Annotated in this window: 16 protein-coding genes and 4 tRNA genes; 19 read left to right on the forward strand and 1 reads right to left on the reverse strand. The window is 34.1% G+C overall.

The features are described 5' to 3' along the window. The first annotated feature begins 3 nt into the window (after nt 1-3). The 10 genes from NEH74_RS10970 (at nt 4) to NEH74_RS11015 (ending at nt 6,263) form a co-directional block, all read left to right on the forward strand. A tRNA-His gene (locus tag NEH74_RS10970) sits at nt 4-79 on the forward strand. A 10-nt stretch (nt 80-89) separates the two neighbouring features. Continuing rightward, a tRNA-Gly gene (locus NEH74_RS10975) sits at nt 90-163 on the forward strand. A 5-nt stretch (nt 164-168) separates the two neighbouring features. Then, a tRNA-Cys gene (locus NEH74_RS10980) sits at nt 169-242 on the forward strand. 20 nt (nt 243-262) lie between these two features. Then, a tRNA-Leu gene (locus NEH74_RS10985) sits at nt 263-351 on the forward strand. 274 nt (nt 352-625) lie between these two features. Continuing rightward, nucleotides 626-1,417: a DUF1189 family protein gene (locus NEH74_RS10990; protein ID WP_055243710.1), complete on the forward strand. Its 792-nt coding sequence runs from the start codon at nt 626-628 to the stop codon at nt 1,415-1,417. A gap of 172 nt (nt 1,418-1,589) precedes the next feature. Further along, nucleotides 1,590-2,954, forward strand: a complete 1,365-nt coding sequence (locus tag NEH74_RS10995; protein WP_055305927.1) for a carbohydrate ABC transporter permease — start codon at nt 1,590-1,592, stop codon at nt 2,952-2,954. A gap of 3 nt (nt 2,955-2,957) precedes the next feature. After that, on the forward strand, nt 2,958-3,863 hold the full coding sequence (locus NEH74_RS11000; RefSeq protein ID WP_055305928.1) for a sugar ABC transporter permease: 906 nt from the start codon (nt 2,958-2,960) through the stop codon (nt 3,861-3,863). Nucleotides 3,864-3,981: 118 nt separating this feature from the next. Continuing rightward, nucleotides 3,982-5,079, forward strand: coding sequence for a tRNA epoxyqueuosine(34) reductase QueG (queG, locus tag NEH74_RS11005; protein WP_082427849.1), 1,098 nt, complete (start codon nt 3,982-3,984; stop codon nt 5,077-5,079). A gap of 173 nt (nt 5,080-5,252) precedes the next feature. Then, complete coding sequence (locus NEH74_RS11010) at nt 5,253-5,774, forward strand: tRNA (cytidine(34)-2'-O)-methyltransferase (RefSeq protein WP_055243706.1); 522 nt, start codon at nt 5,253-5,255, stop codon at nt 5,772-5,774. Nucleotides 5,775-5,903: 129 nt separating this feature from the next. Further along, nucleotides 5,904-6,263, forward strand: coding sequence for a helix-turn-helix domain-containing protein (locus NEH74_RS11015; protein WP_055305929.1), 360 nt, complete (start codon nt 5,904-5,906; stop codon nt 6,261-6,263). A 103-nt stretch (nt 6,264-6,366) separates the two neighbouring features. On the opposite strand, the gene NEH74_RS11020 is transcribed toward NEH74_RS11015, so the two are convergent. Continuing rightward, the gene (locus NEH74_RS11020) at nt 6,367-6,594 is read right to left on the reverse strand and encodes a DUF3892 domain-containing protein (protein ID WP_055305930.1); all 228 of its coding nucleotides are present in this window, start codon (nt 6,592-6,594) and stop codon (nt 6,367-6,369) included. A 145-nt stretch (nt 6,595-6,739) separates the two neighbouring features. Between NEH74_RS11020 and NEH74_RS11025 the strand changes: the two genes are divergently transcribed. The 9 genes from NEH74_RS11025 (at nt 6,740) to NEH74_RS11065 (ending at nt 16,593) form a co-directional block, all read left to right on the forward strand. Further along, nucleotides 6,740-7,624, forward strand: coding sequence for an aldose 1-epimerase family protein (locus NEH74_RS11025; protein WP_055305931.1), 885 nt, complete (start codon nt 6,740-6,742; stop codon nt 7,622-7,624). A gap of 121 nt (nt 7,625-7,745) precedes the next feature. Then, entirely contained in the window at nt 7,746-9,467 is a 1,722-nt protein-coding gene (locus NEH74_RS11030) for a phospho-sugar mutase (protein WP_055243698.1), read from the forward strand. A 761-nt stretch (nt 9,468-10,228) separates the two neighbouring features. Then, on the forward strand, nt 10,229-10,786 hold the full coding sequence (locus tag NEH74_RS11035) for a hypothetical protein (RefSeq protein ID WP_055305932.1): 558 nt from the start codon (nt 10,229-10,231) through the stop codon (nt 10,784-10,786). A 148-nt stretch (nt 10,787-10,934) separates the two neighbouring features. Further along, nucleotides 10,935-11,291, forward strand: a complete 357-nt coding sequence (locus NEH74_RS11040; RefSeq protein ID WP_055305933.1) for a hypothetical protein — start codon at nt 10,935-10,937, stop codon at nt 11,289-11,291. Nucleotides 11,292-11,659: 368 nt separating this feature from the next. Next, nucleotides 11,660-12,211: a hypothetical protein gene (locus tag NEH74_RS11045; RefSeq protein WP_055277553.1), complete on the forward strand. Its 552-nt coding sequence runs from the start codon at nt 11,660-11,662 to the stop codon at nt 12,209-12,211. 14 nt (nt 12,212-12,225) lie between these two features. Continuing rightward, on the forward strand, nt 12,226-13,230 hold the full coding sequence (locus NEH74_RS11050) for a nucleoid-associated protein (RefSeq protein ID WP_055243683.1): 1,005 nt from the start codon (nt 12,226-12,228) through the stop codon (nt 13,228-13,230). 484 nt (nt 13,231-13,714) lie between these two features. Next, nucleotides 13,715-14,302, forward strand: a complete 588-nt coding sequence (locus NEH74_RS11055; protein WP_055243681.1) for a plasmid pRiA4b ORF-3 family protein — start codon at nt 13,715-13,717, stop codon at nt 14,300-14,302. A 403-nt stretch (nt 14,303-14,705) separates the two neighbouring features. Beyond that, the gene (locus tag NEH74_RS11060) at nt 14,706-15,149 is read left to right on the forward strand and encodes a hypothetical protein (RefSeq protein WP_055305934.1); all 444 of its coding nucleotides are present in this window, start codon (nt 14,706-14,708) and stop codon (nt 15,147-15,149) included. Between the two features lie 307 nt (nt 15,150-15,456). Next, the gene (locus tag NEH74_RS11065; protein WP_055305935.1) at nt 15,457-16,593 is read left to right on the forward strand and encodes a type II toxin-antitoxin system antitoxin SocA domain-containing protein; all 1,137 of its coding nucleotides are present in this window, start codon (nt 15,457-15,459) and stop codon (nt 16,591-16,593) included. Nucleotides 16,594-16,883: the final 290 nt, after the last annotated feature.

The following is a 16,883-nucleotide window of genomic DNA, read 5'->3' on the forward strand; positions in this document are numbered from 1 at the left end:
ATGGCGATTGTGGCGAAGTGGTTAACGCATCGGATTGTGGCTCCGACACTCGTGGGTTCGATTCCCATCAGTCGCCCCATTAATAATAAGCGGGTGTAGTTTAATGGTAGAACTTCAGCCTTCCAAGCTGACTGTGAGAGTTCGATTCTCTTCACCCGCTCCATACAAGGCGCCATAGCCAAGTGGTAAGGCATGGGACTGCAACTCCCTGATCATCGGTTCAAATCCGATTGGCGCCTCCAAATAATTTAATGAATGATGTGCCTGGGTGGCGGAACTGGTAGACGCACAGGACTTAAAATCCTGCGGGTGGTGACACCCGTGCCGGTTCGATTCCGGCCCTAGGCACCAATTTTGTTATAATGAGTAGTAATACTCTTTTTTTATTTCTAGTATCCAAAGGATACTTTTTTTATTAGATTAATGTGATAACGATTACATATGGTTGTGTTTTCTAATACTTGATATAATATTCCTGCAGATTAGGGAAGATAGTGTAATATTTTATACTTTACTTGGAAACTCTGTTATAATTCTTAGTTGATGGACTAGATTATAATAAAAATTCTAGTAGGTATATTTTGTTGTACGAGGATTTTGAGATTATAGGATGGGTGTGTGTGATATGAAAAGGTTAAAGTTGATGTTAGAGACGACGTATTCAATTGATGCAGTATTTGCTCTAAGAAAAACACCGATTTTAATTAGTTTGTTATTTTTAATTATTTTATCTTTTATGCAGATGACGCCATTTGCATTTATTTTAATTGGTGATGCGCCGTATCGTTGGGACCAAAAGATTTGGCAGTTAACAGAAACGGATCAAGATCGTTTTGTGGATTCTCTTCCAGTGGGATGTGGTGTGCAAAGTGGTACGTTGACATGTTCTGAATTTGCTGAGATTAATTTGAGTAATGGGGTTAAGGTGTTATTTAACGGAGATGTAAATGAAGTAAATAATGGTGTTGTTTTCAATCAAGATCATCTAGTTTTTGTTGAACAAGATAGACAATATGAAGTTGGTTATTCTTATTTTGAAGGAGTAAATTTTGATGATGCGAGTTATGAGGATGTTTTTGGTCGTGTAGCTTCTTCAATTAAGCCAATGTTTGTTGTGCCATTTGTGTTAGGGGCTTATCAGACAGGTGTATTATCAACGTTTGTCTTTACGTTCGTAGTGGCTGCTTTATCGATGTTATTGAAGTTTGGGCATACGAGTTTCTTATCATATAAGGAAGTTTTAAATATTGTGATTTATTCATCAACATTCCCATGTGTGATGGCTTTAGTTGTAGGAATGTTCAATGTAGGTTTGACAATGCTCATTTATAATATTGGTGCACCACTTGTAGCTTACTTTGTCTATAGACGTAGAGTCATTCCATATTTAGTCGGAAATCAAGAACAAGGCAACTAGCCTTGTTTTTTTTATGAAAAAAACGCATATGTGTAACCACTTACACACTTTATTTTACTATAATTGCCATGTATTATATATGTATAGCACTTTGAAAGCGATTTAATTATTGTGAGGGGAAGAGTTTTCATAAGGTGCGACTTATAAATCAAGAAATAGGCAGGTGGAGAAAATGAAAAAACCAAAATTGGCAGCAGTATTATCTACTATTGTATGGGGGGCAGGTCAAGCCTATAATAAGCAATGGTTAAAAGGTGCGTTCTTCTTTGTATTCCAAGTGTTACTCATTGGAATTGAATTGGTATCAGGAAATTATTTTTCAGGTACATTTTCATTTCGTGAGGCTGGATTCTTTGTAAAAGGAATTTGGGGGGCAATCACGTTAGGAACTCAATCTTCGATGTTAACCGAGAATGGGTTAACACCAGGCGATCATTCAATTATTCTTTTAATTGAAGGGATTATTGCTATTTTGATTTTATGTGTATTCGGTATTATTTGGTATATCAATATTAAAGATGCGTATAAAACGGCTAATCAATTTAATGAAACAGGTGAAGTGCTTGGTAGTCGAGAATGGTTTGCGCATACATGGGAACATGCGTTTGAGTATATTGTTATTATTCCATCAAGTTTAATGTTAATTTTGTTCTCATTTATGCCAATTATTTTCGCCTTCTTAGTTGGGTTTACAAATTATAACAAGTCACATTTACCGCCATCAAATTTAGTGAATTGGGTTGGATTGGATAACTTCTTATATTTATTTTCAATGGGTGGAGAAGTTGGTTCATCTAATCAATGGTTTACAACATTCTGGAATGTATTCTTGTGGACAGTTATTTTTGCGATTATTTCAACAGCTGCTCCTTTCTTCTTAGGATTGTTCCAAGCGGTTATTTTAAATAATAAACGTGTCATTTGTAAAAAGGCATGGCGTAGTATTTTAATTTTACCTTGGGCTTTACCAGCAATGATTTCACAGTTAAACTTCCAACAGTTATTTAATGGTCAGTTCGGACCACTTAATAAGTATTTACTTCAAGCAGGTATTATTGATTCACCAATTTATTGGTTAACTGATTCAACAAACCCTTGGATTCCACGCTTAACAATTTTAGGAATTGGATTATGGCTTGGATTCCCATATTTTATGGCCTTAATGTCAGGGATTATGACTTCAATTTCTAAAGATATTTATGAAGCTGCAGAGGTAGATGGAGCAACTGAAGGTCAACAGTTCTGGAAGATTACATTACCATTAGTTTTATCAGCAACTGCACCATTACTTGTTATGTCATTTGCAAGTAACTTTAATAACTTTGGTTTAATTTACTTCTTAACAGAGGGAGGACCAGTTAATCCAAACTTTATTTATGCTGGACATACAGATATTTTAATTTCATGGATTTATAAGTTAACGATGAATGATAAGATGTACAATATGGCATCAGTTCTTTCAATTCTGATTTTCTTAATTCTTGGTTCAATCTCTGCCATCAACTTTACGAGAACGGCAGCATTTAAGGAGGAGTAATTTATGGAAGCGGCTAAATCGTTAAAAGTAAATAGCGTGAAGAATAAGTCGAAAACCTCTTCTACAAAAAATACGATAAGTAAAGTAAAAGAGATTACATATACGATTTTGATTTATGCTGAGTTAATCTTTATGTGTTTTATTGTATTGTTCCCTGTAGTATGGATTGTTGGATCATCATTTAATGAAGGAACTTCTTTAGCAGGGGCAACACCAATTCCTGCTAATCCAACAATTGCTCACTATATGGAGTTATTTGAAAAAACAAACTTTGCTAAGTGGTATTTGAATACGTTAAAAATTGCTGTTATTAATATGCTTTTCTCTGTATTTTTATCGACAACGATGGGGTATATCTTTGCTCGTTTCCGTTTCAAAGGGAAAAAGCCAGCATTAATTAGTATTTTAGTGCTTCAAATGTTCCCAAGTTTCATGGGGATGACGGCATTATATATCTTGTTCTTAACGTTCAATTTATTAGATAATCACTGGGCTTTAATTTTGTGCTACTCTGCTGGACAAATTCCGTATAATACGTGGTTGATTAAAGGGTATATGAATTCAATTCCTAAAGAATTAGATGAATCAGCGATGCTTGATGGAGCGACGAAGGGTCAAATCTTCTTCAAGATTATGTTCCCGTTAATCCAACCAATTGTGTCGTTCGTAGCTGTTACAACTTTCATGACGCCTTGGATGGACTTTATCTTCCCACGTTTAATTATCTCATCAAATCATAAGTTAACATTAGCTGTTGGTTTGTATGATATGATTAGTGGTAACAGTCAAAATAACTTTACGATGTTCGCAGCGGGTTGTGTACTTGTAGCGGTTCCTATTACATTAGTTTATATTAGCATGCAAAAATTCTTAATTGAAGGTATGACGGCAGGGGCAAATAAAGGATAAAATTTTGGACACCTTAGGGTGTCCTTTTTGTTTAGATAAAACAGTTTAGGCTATAATATAAGTGTTTTTGGTTGAGTTTTTGGTGATTTCTTAGTAGAGTAGAGGGTAGGTGATCATCATGAAGAAAGAAAAGCAAAAACAAGGAGTTATTGATAAACAGGATTTAACGATAATTGAGAATAGTGAAGCATATGAGTTAAAGGAAAAATTAATTGAATATAGTAAAGAAGTTGGAATTGATGTTATTGGATTTAGTGACGTCAAGCCATTTTTATTTTTAGAGACTGAGCTTAAGCGACGTGAAGAGTTAGGGTGGTCTTCAGGATTAACAAAAGGGTCGATTGAGGAACGTACGAATCCTTTATTATCAATGGAAAATGCGAAGTCATTTGTATCAATTGGTGTTTCCTATCCACGACAGACAGAATTGCCAAAGCAGGATAAGGAAGATCCTTTTGTTCAATTTTGTCGTTCATCATGGGGGATGGACTACCATGACATTGTAGGTAAGAAGTTACAATTACTTGAAGATTGGTTAAAGGAGCATATCTCTGGTATAGAAGTCATTGGCAGTGTTGATACAGGTGTATTTAATGATCGTGCAGTTGCACTACGAAGTGGAATTGGATTTAGTGGAAAGAATAGTTCTATTATCAATGAGACGTTTGGAAGTTATATTTATTTAGGTGAGTTATTGGTAAATTATGAATTTCCACCGGATACACCGATTGAGCGTCTGTGTGGAACGTGCGATCGATGTGTTCGTGCTTGTCCTACGAAGGCTATTCAACCAGATGGGAGTCTGAATGAAAAACGTTGTTTATCGTATGTGACGCAATCGAAGGAATATTTAGCACCTGAGCTTTACGAGAAGATTAGTAAGAATGTTTATGGTTGTGATATTTGCCAGGAAGTGTGTCCATTCAATCGTGAAGTAGATTTTCATCTACATGCTGAGATGGAACCAACTGGTGCAGAGTTTCCAAAGATCAGTGAATTGTTAACGATGACGAATAAGGAGTTTAAATCAAAGTATGGTCATTTAGCAGGATCTTGGCGTGGAGTGTCTGTTCTTAAACGTAATGCCATGTTTAATGCTGGTTTTTATAAGTATAAAGCTGCTTTACCTGAGATAGCAAAGATACGTGATGGACAAGGTCCTGATTGGTTAAAAGAAGCGGCTAAACAAGCCTATGAGCGATTAGACAACAAATAAGATTGTTGCAAAAAATAAAGAATTTTGTGGTAAAATAAAAAGGCAATGGCAAATGTTTATTAACGAACAATAATCTAAGATGATTTTAAGCCATGCCAAGTAGAGTGATAATCATAGCACATAAAGTTTTGGTGTTAGTTTTAATTCATTGTTAAACAGTTGAGGTGACAATTATGGCAATTCATTTAGTTCAATATAATCCAGAGATTCCTCAAAATACGGGGAATATTATGCGTACTTGTGCAGCGACGGATATTAAATTACATTTAATTAAACCAATGGGATTCTCATTAGATGAGAAAAGTATTAAACGTTCAGGTGCGAACTATGTTAATGAAGTAGACTACACTGTCTATGAGAATTGGGAAGAGTTTGTTGAGAAGAATAAAGGTGGAAAGTTCTGCTTCTGTACTCGTTATGGACAAAAGAATCATGCTGAAATGGATTTCTCAAATCTTGAAGAAGATTATTATATTGTTTTAGGAGCAGAAAGTAGCGGGATTCCAAAAGAGATTTTACGTCCTTATTTCGAGAACTGCTTTCGTGTTCCAATGACGAATAAAGTTCGCTCATTAAACGTATCGAATGTAGCAGCTATTTTAGCTTATGAAGCATTACGTCAACAAGAATTTTTAGATTTATGGACAGTCGAACCATTCAAAGGTGCAGACTGGGTTTTACGTGACGATGAATAATAAAAAAGTGTTGCGAAAGCAACGCTTTTTTATTTGCAACTGTTAGTTGCGGAGATTCAAGGTTAAATGGGTAGTGTTTTTTTAGGAGTCATTTAAAATAGGATTATGAGTTGAAGAGAGGATGATTTCATGTTATTAGGTGAGAAGTTAAAGAAGTTACGAAAGGCTAGAGGTTTATCTCAAGAACAGTTAGCGGATCGATTGAACGTTTCAAGGCAGGCGATTTCAAAGTGGGAATTAGGAGAATCAACCCCTGATACGGATAATTTAGTAGCTTTGAGTGATTATTATGGTGTGTCATTGGATTACTTATTACGTGATCAAGAAGTACCTGAAGTTTCTGAAAAAGTGATGATGAGAGAAGTACAACCACTTATCAGTTCAGGCTGTTTGAAGAAGGGTGTAGTAGGAATCGTTATTTTTGTCGTGGTATGGTTTATATTAGTTCACTTACTTTATAGTGTTATGTTTATCGATCCGATGCAATAATTTCCGAGGAAATTTGGTGAATACTAGATAGAAAAGACTTCATGATTTAGAGTCATTAAGGTTTAGAAAAAGCACTCCAGATGAGTGCTTTTTTAATTATAAATTAGAATGTTGGTAGGTTGGATAGGTTGTTGTCTTTTTCTCCATCCACGATTCCACGGATGTAAGTTCCGCCACCTTTACCTTTGAAGGTTTGGGCATTGGAGATAAGTCCTTGTTCACAAAGTTCTTTAGCTGTTTCGTAGTCATATTCTTTTCCTGTGTTTGATTTAAAGGCGATAAGGTCGCCGTCGCTATTACGACGGACGGCAACGAATTGTTCTTTTTCCATATTAATGGCCTCCTTTATAGTAATAGTCTTTCCTTTTTTCTTTAAAAAATCGCATTTATTTAGGAAAGGTGTTATAATTAGTTAGCGATTTCATTTTTTGAGGGGAAATCGTAAAGGAAGTTATGATGAAAGGTAAGGAGATAGCATGGTGAAATTAAAGAATGATCGGTTAGAAATCGACATTGCTAATCATGGAGCAGAAGTTAAGCGTGTTTATCATTTAGATTATGAACTGGATTATTTATGGAATTCGAATCCAGAGTTTTGGGCTAGGTCTTCACCGGTGTTGTTCCCTGTTGTTGGCCGTCTCGCAGAAGATACGTATTTATTAAATGGAAAACGATATTCATTGATGCAACATGGATTTGCTGGAGATGAGTGGTTTGATGTGTTGTGTCGAACGGATACAAAAGTTTGGTTTGAGTTAAGGTCAAATGCGAAGACGTTGGAATATTATCCCTATGAATTTAGCTTGAAAATCGGGTATGAATTGTTCGATGAAACGTTAGCTGTTAAATGGGAAGTCACGAATTTAAGTGAGGAGGTCATGCCATTTTCAATCGGAGCTCATCCGGCACTTAGTACAAGGCTACAAGCGGATGATCAATTTGGTGATTATTATTTATATTTTGAGTCATCTAATGGAGTTGAAACGTATAGATTTGATTCAAAGACAAATCTGATCGTAGATGAAAAGATTACAATTATTGATAAATTAAAATTTTTACCGTTAAATAAAGAATTATTTGAAGAGTTTCCGACCTTAGTTGTAGAAGGAGAGTCTGCGATTGCTTTAAAATCGTATAATCATGATCGTGAAGTTGAAATCCGTTTTAATGGTTTTCCTTATGTAGGTATTTGGTCACCGATTAATCAAGAAGGACATATTGCAGATTTTATTTGTTTAGAACCTTGGTACGGAATGGCCGATACAGTGAATGAGCCACAAGAATTATCAAGTAAAAAAGGCATTCAATTATTACAATCAGGTGAAACGTTTGAGGCAATGTATACAATGACATTTAAGTAAAATATGTATATTGTCGGATAGATGATACTTTTGTCACTATTTTTTACTGAGCTTATGTTATTTTTTGGTCATTGTTATGCTATAATAGCAACTAGATATTTATAGATATGGAGGGTATTGTATGTCTTTTGAAACGGAATACCAAAACTGGTTAGGGCAAGAGAATTTAGAGTTATACTTAAGAGAACAATTAGAAAAAATGACAGAGGCGGAAAAAGAAGATGCCTTTTATCGTAATTTAGAGTTCGGTACAGGGGGAATGCGCGGAGTTGTTGGTCCAGGAACAAACCGCATGAATGTGTATACGATTCGTAAGGCAAATGAAGGATTTGCACAATACTTATTAAAAAATGTTGAAAATGCAAAAGAACGTGGAATTGTGATTGCTTATGATTGTCGTCATTTCTCACCAGAGTTTGCGATGGAATCAGCTAAAGTGATGGCATCTCATGGTATTAAAGCGTATGTATTTGAAACATTACGTCCAACGCCTGAGTTATCATTCGCTGTTCGTCATTTACAAGCAGCGGGAGGAATTGTGGTAACAGCTTCTCACAACCCACCTGAATATAATGGATATAAAATTTATGATGAGACAGGATGTCAATTAGTTCCTGCTGATGCGGATCAAGTGATCGCATTAGTGGATGCGATTGATGATGTTTTCGCAATCGATGTTAAGTCTGAAGAAGAATTAAAGGCAGCCGGATTAATTCAAATCATTGGAAAAGAGATTGATGATGTTTATACTGAGCGTGTCAAAGCATTAGAAATCAATCCAGATTGCAATAAAAAAGATTTAAAAATTGTGTTCTCACCTTTACATGGGACAGCAAACATTCCAGTTCGTCGTGTATTAACAGAGTGTGGATATGAGCAATTACATGTGGTTGAAGAACAATGTGTCGCTGATCCAAACTTCTCAACGGTTAAATCTCCAAACCCAGAGGAAGCTTCTGCGTTTGAAATGTCAATTGCATTAGGTAAAGAAATCGATGCAGATATTTTAATTGCAACGGATCCAGATGCTGACCGTGTTGGTTTAGCGGTTAAAAATCCTGAGGGAGACTATGTGTTATTAACAGGAAACCAAACAGGTGCCATCTTAATTCATTATATTTTATCTCAAAAGAAAGCTCATGGAACATTACCTGCTAAAGGGAAAGTATTCAATACGATTGTAACATCAGATATGGGAGCAGCAATTGCTCGTTCATATGGATTTGAAGTGGTTTCAACGTTAACAGGATTCAAGTTTATCGGTGAACAAGCTCGTTTAATTGAAGATACAGATTATGAATATGTATTCGGTTACGAAGAGTCTTATGGATATTTAATCGGAGACTTCGTCCGTGATAAAGACTCTGTTCAATCCGTTTTAATGTGTGCAGAAGCGGCAGCTTACTACAAAGAGCATGGAAAAACATTATATGATGTGTTAATGGAGTTATATGAAACTTACGGATGCTACCGTGAAGCCTTAGTGAATATTACGTTAAAAGGTAAAGAAGGGGCAGATAAAATTCAAGCGATTTTAGCTGATTTCCGTGAGTTTACTCCAATTACTGTTGCAGGTAAAGAAGTCGTAGCGGTTGAAGATTATAAAGAAAGTATTCACACGGACTTAACAAATGATTCAACAACTGCCATTGATTTACCAAAGTCAAATGTCTTAAAGTATACATTGGCTGATGGATCTTGGTTCGTCTTACGTCCATCAGGAACTGAACCAAAAGCAAAAGTTTATATCGGTGTTATTGCTGATGTGATCGATGCAGCGGATGCACAAGTGGCTAAAATTAAAGAAGATGTTTTAGCTCGCGTAAATGAGATTATTGCTTAATTAAATAAACACACATACACACCAGATAATTTAAAAGTTCCTATGATTAATAAATAATTGTAGGAACTTTTTTAAAAAAATATTACTAAAATAAATTAAAAATTTTACTAAAATATGTTATAATAAACTTGTGTTCGAGAGAGAGCACGGTGTAGGGGGTGTCACGCCATAATGAAAGATGTAAAAAAATTAATGACATTTACTACGAACAATCACGTAGCAAAATCTATGGTTTCTCCAGCGTAAGGAAAAATTTTCTATAAAGAGGGGCAACTAGTGGTGAGAAAACATGGTTTTAAAAATGGTTGTATAGATGTCTGTGGATTTAAAACCCGTGATTATAAAGATTTAAATCGCGATTTTGGCTATGGGCGTCGCATGTATAGTTAAGAACTTTTTCTTGACTCACAATTTCCCATTTCATAACTTTTTAAAGGAGTAGAGATTGCTGCGAATCTCTGCTCTTTTTTTTGTAGAATTTTTGCATTTTCTATACTTGATTGAAGATGGATGTTTAGCTAAAGGAGATAGTTGAGCTTAAATAGCATTTTTAATAGTTGAGACGATTTTCCCGATTATGCGAGAAGAGGGAATCGATGAGGGCTTGACTGAAGAAATTATAACGAATAAATGGGGATATACTTAAAAAAGAGAGGAGGAGAAGGGAGAGAAGAAAGTTTAGAGAAATCATTTATTTTCATGTCACAATCAAGTGAGAGTTTGCATATAATGAAGGGACTACATGCGAGGGGAGGGCTGTGATGAATGTGACAGTTGACCATCGTAATGTCGAGAAAATGTCAGATTTGGTGAAAGTATTAACAGATGAGGTGGCGGCATTTTGTTTAAAGTGGAAGCAAGGATTGGATCAATTGTTATGCAGTGATGTGGTATTAATTGTTAATCGGAAGCGATATGGATATGAGCTAAAGTATCACTATTCAAGCGGACCATGGAATTGGTTGTTTCAGTTAGAATTGTATTATCCGAATAAGACGGACTTGGTTCGTCAGATTGCATATATGAAGATTAATAAATTTATGACATTGCCGATGGGTTATGGGTTTGGTAAGAAGGTATTTGAGCATTTGCTTGATTGTTCTAAGTTGTTGCCAGAGCTTGACATGATTCGTTTGCGATCAGTTCGGCGAGCGATTAGGTTTTGGGAGCGAATGAAATTTGTGAATACAAAAAAAGTCGATGGGATTGTGAATGAGATGTGTATGAAAATCCCGCCTACTTTAACAGGATATGAATATGTTTATACCATCCGTCCTTGTGACTGTGAGAGATGTAAACAAGAGAAAAAGCAGAGCTAAGTTTATAAGCTCTGCTTTTTTGGATGAGTTAAGCGGTTATATATAGATGAAGTATAGTGTTTTATTACTCTTCAAGTGCCGATCAGTATGAAAAGGATTATTTTTTAGTATAATTTAAAAGTAGAATGATTAAAAAGGAGACTTTGTAATGGAGTATAAAAGAAGTACTATTATCGATAATAAAATGAAGTATGGTTCATATTACGATCAGCATTTTAAGTCTGCGTTAATTCATCAAATTAAGTTAGTTTTATTAGGGGTTGTAACGCTAGGATTTGCTTATCCGTGGATTTTGTGTAAGGAACAAGAGGAGAGGTGTGAACATACGGTGATTTGTGGTCAACGATTAAAATTTATTGGGGACCCTAAAGAGTTGATTGGACATTGGATTGTTTGGTGGTTAGTTATCGTTATTACCTTTGGAATATATGGTTTAGTCGTTAAAATTAAATTTCAACAATGGGTGGCTGCGAATACCGTTTTTGAGAATATAGAATTAAAGTAGTAAGAGAATCTTATCAAAAGTCAATGAATGGAGAATTTACGATTTTATTTTTGTTATGTCTCCTAATAGAGATTAGTTTAATTTGTTTATTTAAGTATAATTGATGTAAACCAAAAACTGCAAAGCACTATAATGTTTTGCGGTTTTTAGCATCTGAAAGAAAATTTGATTCATATTATTCGATAGGTAATTCTTTGGAGAAGTTGAAGTTTTTTTAACTCCTAGTTTGCAGTTATTCAATAGTTTAATGCAATTTATATTTTATCGTGAATGATTTATGAATAAGTTTTTTCTGTAATTTTTATTTTATGTTAAGTTATTTTTTGTTGTATACTTGTAGGTATGAACTTAGGCTTAGGAGTGGTTTGATGTATAGTAATCAATGGCTAAATTTATGTCGTTTTTATTTTGCTGAATATAAGAAAAAAGGATCAGATATTATTCATCCAGAGTCAGACGTTTACTTTATTGTAGATGCACCAACTGATGTAGAGCTAGAGGTAGGTCATGCCGCTGCGACGATTTTTGATGCAGGAAGTAAGAAATCATTAGGTGAATTGGCTAAGACGAATACACGTTTCTCTGTTTTAAATGTCTGCTCAGTTCCTTTACAAGAAACGACGAATTTAGATGGGAAATATAAAGTATTATTTGATTTGTTGACTCCTATGGTTAAAGAAGGATACGCTCAATTTGGAGAACATGAAAATGAAGATGTAAATAAGTTTGAGAAGGCAGTTTTATATGATTTTAAAAATCGTTTAATGAAAGCGGGATGCTTCAATAAACCATGTAAAGTTGTTGTTTATGGGGAGTTTGCAAAAACTTATTTTGAAAAAATTGATGATGTAAACATGGAATGTGAAGTTTTATATGTGACGAGCGATTCATGTGACTTAAAAGAGTTGAATATTGAGTAAAAAGGTGAGAGTTTATGGCGGTTAATGTAAAAAGTTGTTATTTATATTTATTAGATAATGTGCATCAAATGTTTATGCCAACGGAACGTCCATTAGATGAGACAGTAGATGGTGCTTACCATTTTCTAGAAAAGAATATCGAAAAATGTATGAAGAATGCAGCGGGACGACCGGCAGTGTTTAAAGAAGATAGTGAGGCAAGAAAATTATTTTTAGAGTATCGTAATCGCACGATTCCCTTTATTGATTTTGCCAATGCGATTGCCACGAAACGTTATGATTGGAAAGATCGCTACGAAATTTTCACAGCAAGTGACTTATTCTTATGTGAAATTGAAGTTTCAGAAGTTGAATATGTTATTGGTCTTGAGCTAACGTGCAAGGAAGGAATGGTTCACCACGTTAATCAAAGCGAGACAGGAATTCAAAATAACTTGATTGTTCATCAATCTATTATCCCTGCAGCAAGTTTAAAAAGTGCGAATTTCTTCATGATTGATTTAGACAAAATGACATTAACGATTTTAGAGAATATGACATCAACAGAGGATGATGATACACATCTTTACGCTGATAAAATTCTAGAATGTAAGACAGAAATCTCCGTCAAAGAGGCTGTTAAGAAGGCACGCTATGTAGCGGAGGAAATTATTGAGCATCATGAGTTAGATAAATTAGAGATGGTGCCAGCCTTTGAACGCGTCATTAAAGAGACAATCAACGAAGGAAAAGATATTGATATGAAAGAAATTGCTGAAGAAGTGTTTTATCAGACACCGGAAGCAAAATTAGCGTATGTCGCGGAAATTGAAAATCAAGGAATTGAAAAACCAGTTCAAAATTCAAACTGGGTAAAGATGCCGCTAAAGAAAACGCAGAAAATTAAAACAGATACTGGAATTGAAATCACGATTCCACTTGATTATTACAATAATAAAGACTACATCGAAGTCATTAATATGCCAGACGGACGTCTAGCTATTCAGATTAAGAACATTGGTAATATTGAGAATAAGTAAATGAAGACTCTGTTAGATTATTTTAACAGAGTTTTTATTATGGGGCAGGATCATTAATTCTGATTGAACCGAGAACTGGTAATAACAGTTGATTTGTCGAAGTCTGAAGTTAGTGGGATTTAACTTGTGTGAATGGTTTATATTGGTTGATGCGACCTCTTGAGACGAGGAAGTATCCTAAAAGAAACTGATCGAAGTCATAGGATTTTAGTTATTAAAATCATCTGAACTTTAATTGAATATGTCAGACGAGACTCTATCAAAAGAGGATTGAGTTTATCAGGAAAAATTAATTATTTTTTTAATTGTTACAGATTTATGGGTTGAAAATGTATCATTTTATCGAATTTTGTATCATAATAGTAGTTGGGTTAAAGAAATGCGTACTAAGATGAGTGATTGTACATCTGAAGTGAATGAGCATTTAGAATGATTAGGTAAGTTTTAACGTAAAGAGAAAAGTATTTAATATAGAGGTGATTTGATGAAATTTTATCAGCTGAAAATAGAGTTACAAGGATTAAATGTTTGGCGACGTGTTGTTGTACCAGAGGATATTACCTTTTATGAGTTAAAGCAAGTCGTTGACGCGTCTTTTGGCTGGAGTAGTTATCATGAATATGAGCTTGCTATTAAGGAGAATCTTGTCTTCGTTGATCGTGCTGAAGAAAAAAATACTAGCTATTCATGCTTACCATATGAGTATAAAGAAAGTCGTACATCGAATGTTTTTGATTATGTGAAATCAAGACAGGTGATTCAATATTTATATGATTTTGGTGATGAGTGGTTACATAAGATAAAAGTTGAGAAAGTTTATAAAGATATTATTAATGAAGAGTTTTTCTGTCTTGAAGGTGAGGGAATCTGTCCACCAGAGGATTGTGGTGGAGTAGGTGGTTATTTATATGCATTAGAGGTATTATCAAATCCTGAAGATGATGAGTACGAACATATGATAGAGTGGTTGGGAATTGATGATGTGTCAGAGTTACAGGTAGATTTTGATAAAGATGAGGTTAATAAATACTTAAAAAGAATGAAACAATTAAGAGAATTAAGAAAAAGATAGGGATGTTAATTGATTAACTAAAGCATCGAATTAAGAGAGAATTTTTTGATGGAAGAGATGTTATTAATTAGGGACGCTAGGTAGCAGTGAAGGGGATTGAGAAATTAGGAGCTTGATATATAAGATCAGATAAATTTCATTCATAGAAAATTTTTATCTGGACGATAGGATGTCTTAGTATTAAAGCGAATGTTTAACTAAGGTTGCTATAAAATTATGAAATATATTTCTGTTTCTCTATAGAATAAAAAGCCTTTGGGAATATCGATAAATGATCCAGGAGAATCGCAGCGGAAAATCGTTGTGATTCTCTTTTTTCTTGAAAATAGGCATAGGGATTAAAGCATTGTTAAGATAACGGAGTATAAATATAGAAGGAAGTTTATAGAGAAGAGGTTATAAAATGGAGTTGATTTTAGAAGTTATTTCACGGATTGTACTAGTTGGTTATTTTTTTATTACGTTGTTGTTAGTCGGGTGTCAAATTCAAGTGAGATTGTTATCTAATGCGCAATATATTACTTATTCAAACTATGTTAAAGAGAAAAATATGAGTCAGTATGAAAGTAAAACTAAGTATTATAAAACAGTTATTAAAGGAATCATGCTTCAATTAGTGTCGATGTTGTGGACAGTAATTGTTATTCAGCAGGGATGGTTTACTGTTATCAGTGGGCTAGCTTTTGTGTTTGTGTTACTGGAGACACTATTAAGTAATTACTCTTTTCCCGAAATGTCGAATTTTAGACTTAAAGATTGGTCTGTTTTGTATGTAAAGCGAGTAGCGGGAATTGTTGGTGACATCTATATTGTGATTGCTTTAGTTGCGCTGTGTTTTATTTATTAAAAGGATAGAGGGATTAGTTTGCAAAAACTAATCTTTTTTATTAAGAAGGATGTCGAAAATTAATACAGCAGATTTTTAATAAGAGGGAGTCATGGAATGTTACACTTGCGAGATTTGGAAAAATAACGTATCAAAATGATACACTAGGGATTGAAGAAAATGTATCATTTTATGTATAATAGAGTTACAGGATACAGAGGTTGAATGTATCATTCGAGCGCGTAATTCATCAAAAAAATCATTCCGTTTTTAGAAGATATAAAGAAGTATTTTTAGAAGTTCGTTTAATCAAGAGGAGATTTTAATCATGCAGGAGTTTTGTGGGAAATGTAAAAAAACGACTAAATATACAGTCGTTAAAAAAAGGCATAAAAAAATAGTGAAAGGCTATGAAGTTGAATACGAAAAGAAAGAGGCCATTTGTAATGAGTGCCAACATTTAATATTTATCGATGCAATCTATGAAGAGAATAACGAGAATACCAAGAAAGCCTATCAAGAAAGAGTGTCTAATGAAACGATAAGTATTATCAATTCGATTATGTCTAAGTATAATATCGGGAAAAGGCCCTTATCTTTATTATTAGATTGGGGAGAATTAACGATAACGAGATATTTAAAAGGGATGGTTCCTAAAAAGGAATATTTAGATTTGCTAAAAGCTATCAATGAAGATGCGAATAAATTCTATGAAATATTACAAAAAAATCAGACTAGAATAACAAAAGTTGCTTATGAGAAATGTAGAAGCAACCTTGATAAAATAGGGATAAATGATTTAAAGGTAGACTTAGATTTAGAGCAAACTAGTGATCTAGATTATCAAGCCTATAAAACACAGCAGGATAACTTAGATGATTCAAATGACCTAGACTATCATGATAACTTAGACTATCAAGATGAGTTAGAGCAAAGCAAGTATGTAAGACCTTTTGATAGTGGGGAGAAAAACGATAAGATTTTTAAAGTTGTCGATTATATTTTAGGTGTTAGTGACGATATCACACCGTTAGCATTACAAAAAATTCTTTACTATTCGCAAGCATTCTTTAAAGTTTTTTATGGGTATCATTTGTTTGAAAATGATTGTGAGGCTTGGGATCAAGGTCCTGTTTATCCAGAGATATATAGTAAATTTAAAGATTATAAATATATTGTATCTAAAAATGACGTATGCTCCTTAGATGAGGAAGAACAGTTTTTTATTGATTTGATTATGAGATATTTAGGATGTTATAGTGGAAAAGCACTTGAACGTATGACACATTGTGAAAAGCCATGGAGAGAGACAAGAAAAGGCTTATCCCCTAATCAAAAAGGTGGAAAAGTCATTGAGAAAGCTTTAATTGAAAGTTATTTTTCAGACGTGTATAAAAAGTATAATATGCTAAGTATCACAGACATTGTGGATTATTCTACAGCCTTATTTAATCGGGTGTTATAGAATTTAATATGCGCGTTGGAATGGAAAAGAAGTGGTCCAAGCAGTATTTTCATAATTATTAAGTGATCAGTCGCTTAATGTCAGTTAATTAAAATTCATTGAATTATTAGTTGATTACATTGAGGCAAATGGATTTATTGAAAATAACCAGGTTTTAACTGAAGATCCATTTAGAAGTGTCGGAAGTATCATTGACTTATTTGACATTCAACAGGTTCATAAACTAGTAGGACGCATAAATGAAAAAAATCGTAGCATCTTTTTGCTACGATTTTTTATGTGCGCCCGGC

Source organism: Turicibacter sp. GALT-G1 (assembly GCF_025594995.1).
In the GTDB taxonomy this organism is placed as follows: Bacteria; Bacillota_I; Bacilli_A; order MOL361; family Turicibacteraceae; genus Turicibacter; species Turicibacter bilis.

Bases quoted from the DNA above. Each gene is read 5' to 3' on its own strand.
- NEH74_RS10990 (WP_055243710.1), top strand. From the start codon at position 626: ATGAAAAGGTTAAAGTTGATGTTAGAGACGACGTATTCAATTGATGCA.
- NEH74_RS10995 (WP_055305927.1), top strand. From the start codon at position 1,590: ATGAAAAAACCAAAATTGGCAGCAGTATTATCTACTATTGTATGGGGG.
- NEH74_RS11000 (WP_055305928.1), top strand. From the start codon at position 2,958: ATGGAAGCGGCTAAATCGTTAAAAGTAAATAGCGTGAAGAATAAGTCG.
- queG (WP_082427849.1), top strand. From the start codon at position 3,982: ATGAAGAAAGAAAAGCAAAAACAAGGAGTTATTGATAAACAGGATTTA.
- NEH74_RS11010 (WP_055243706.1), top strand. From the start codon at position 5,253: ATGGCAATTCATTTAGTTCAATATAATCCAGAGATTCCTCAAAATACG.
- NEH74_RS11015 (WP_055305929.1), top strand. From the start codon at position 5,904: ATGTTATTAGGTGAGAAGTTAAAGAAGTTACGAAAGGCTAGAGGTTTA.
- NEH74_RS11020 (WP_055305930.1), bottom strand. From the start codon at position 6,594: ATGGAAAAAGAACAATTCGTTGCCGTCCGTCGTAATAGCGACGGCGAC.
- NEH74_RS11025 (WP_055305931.1), top strand. From the start codon at position 6,740: ATGGTGAAATTAAAGAATGATCGGTTAGAAATCGACATTGCTAATCAT.
- NEH74_RS11030 (WP_055243698.1), top strand. From the start codon at position 7,746: ATGTCTTTTGAAACGGAATACCAAAACTGGTTAGGGCAAGAGAATTTA.
- NEH74_RS11035 (WP_055305932.1), top strand. From the start codon at position 10,229: ATGAATGTGACAGTTGACCATCGTAATGTCGAGAAAATGTCAGATTTG.
- NEH74_RS11040 (WP_055305933.1), top strand. From the start codon at position 10,935: ATGGAGTATAAAAGAAGTACTATTATCGATAATAAAATGAAGTATGGT.
- NEH74_RS11045 (WP_055277553.1), top strand. From the start codon at position 11,660: ATGTATAGTAATCAATGGCTAAATTTATGTCGTTTTTATTTTGCTGAA.
- NEH74_RS11050 (WP_055243683.1), top strand. From the start codon at position 12,226: ATGGCGGTTAATGTAAAAAGTTGTTATTTATATTTATTAGATAATGTG.
- NEH74_RS11055 (WP_055243681.1), top strand. From the start codon at position 13,715: ATGAAATTTTATCAGCTGAAAATAGAGTTACAAGGATTAAATGTTTGG.
- NEH74_RS11060 (WP_055305934.1), top strand. From the start codon at position 14,706: ATGGAGTTGATTTTAGAAGTTATTTCACGGATTGTACTAGTTGGTTAT.
- NEH74_RS11065 (WP_055305935.1), top strand. From the start codon at position 15,457: ATGCAGGAGTTTTGTGGGAAATGTAAAAAAACGACTAAATATACAGTC.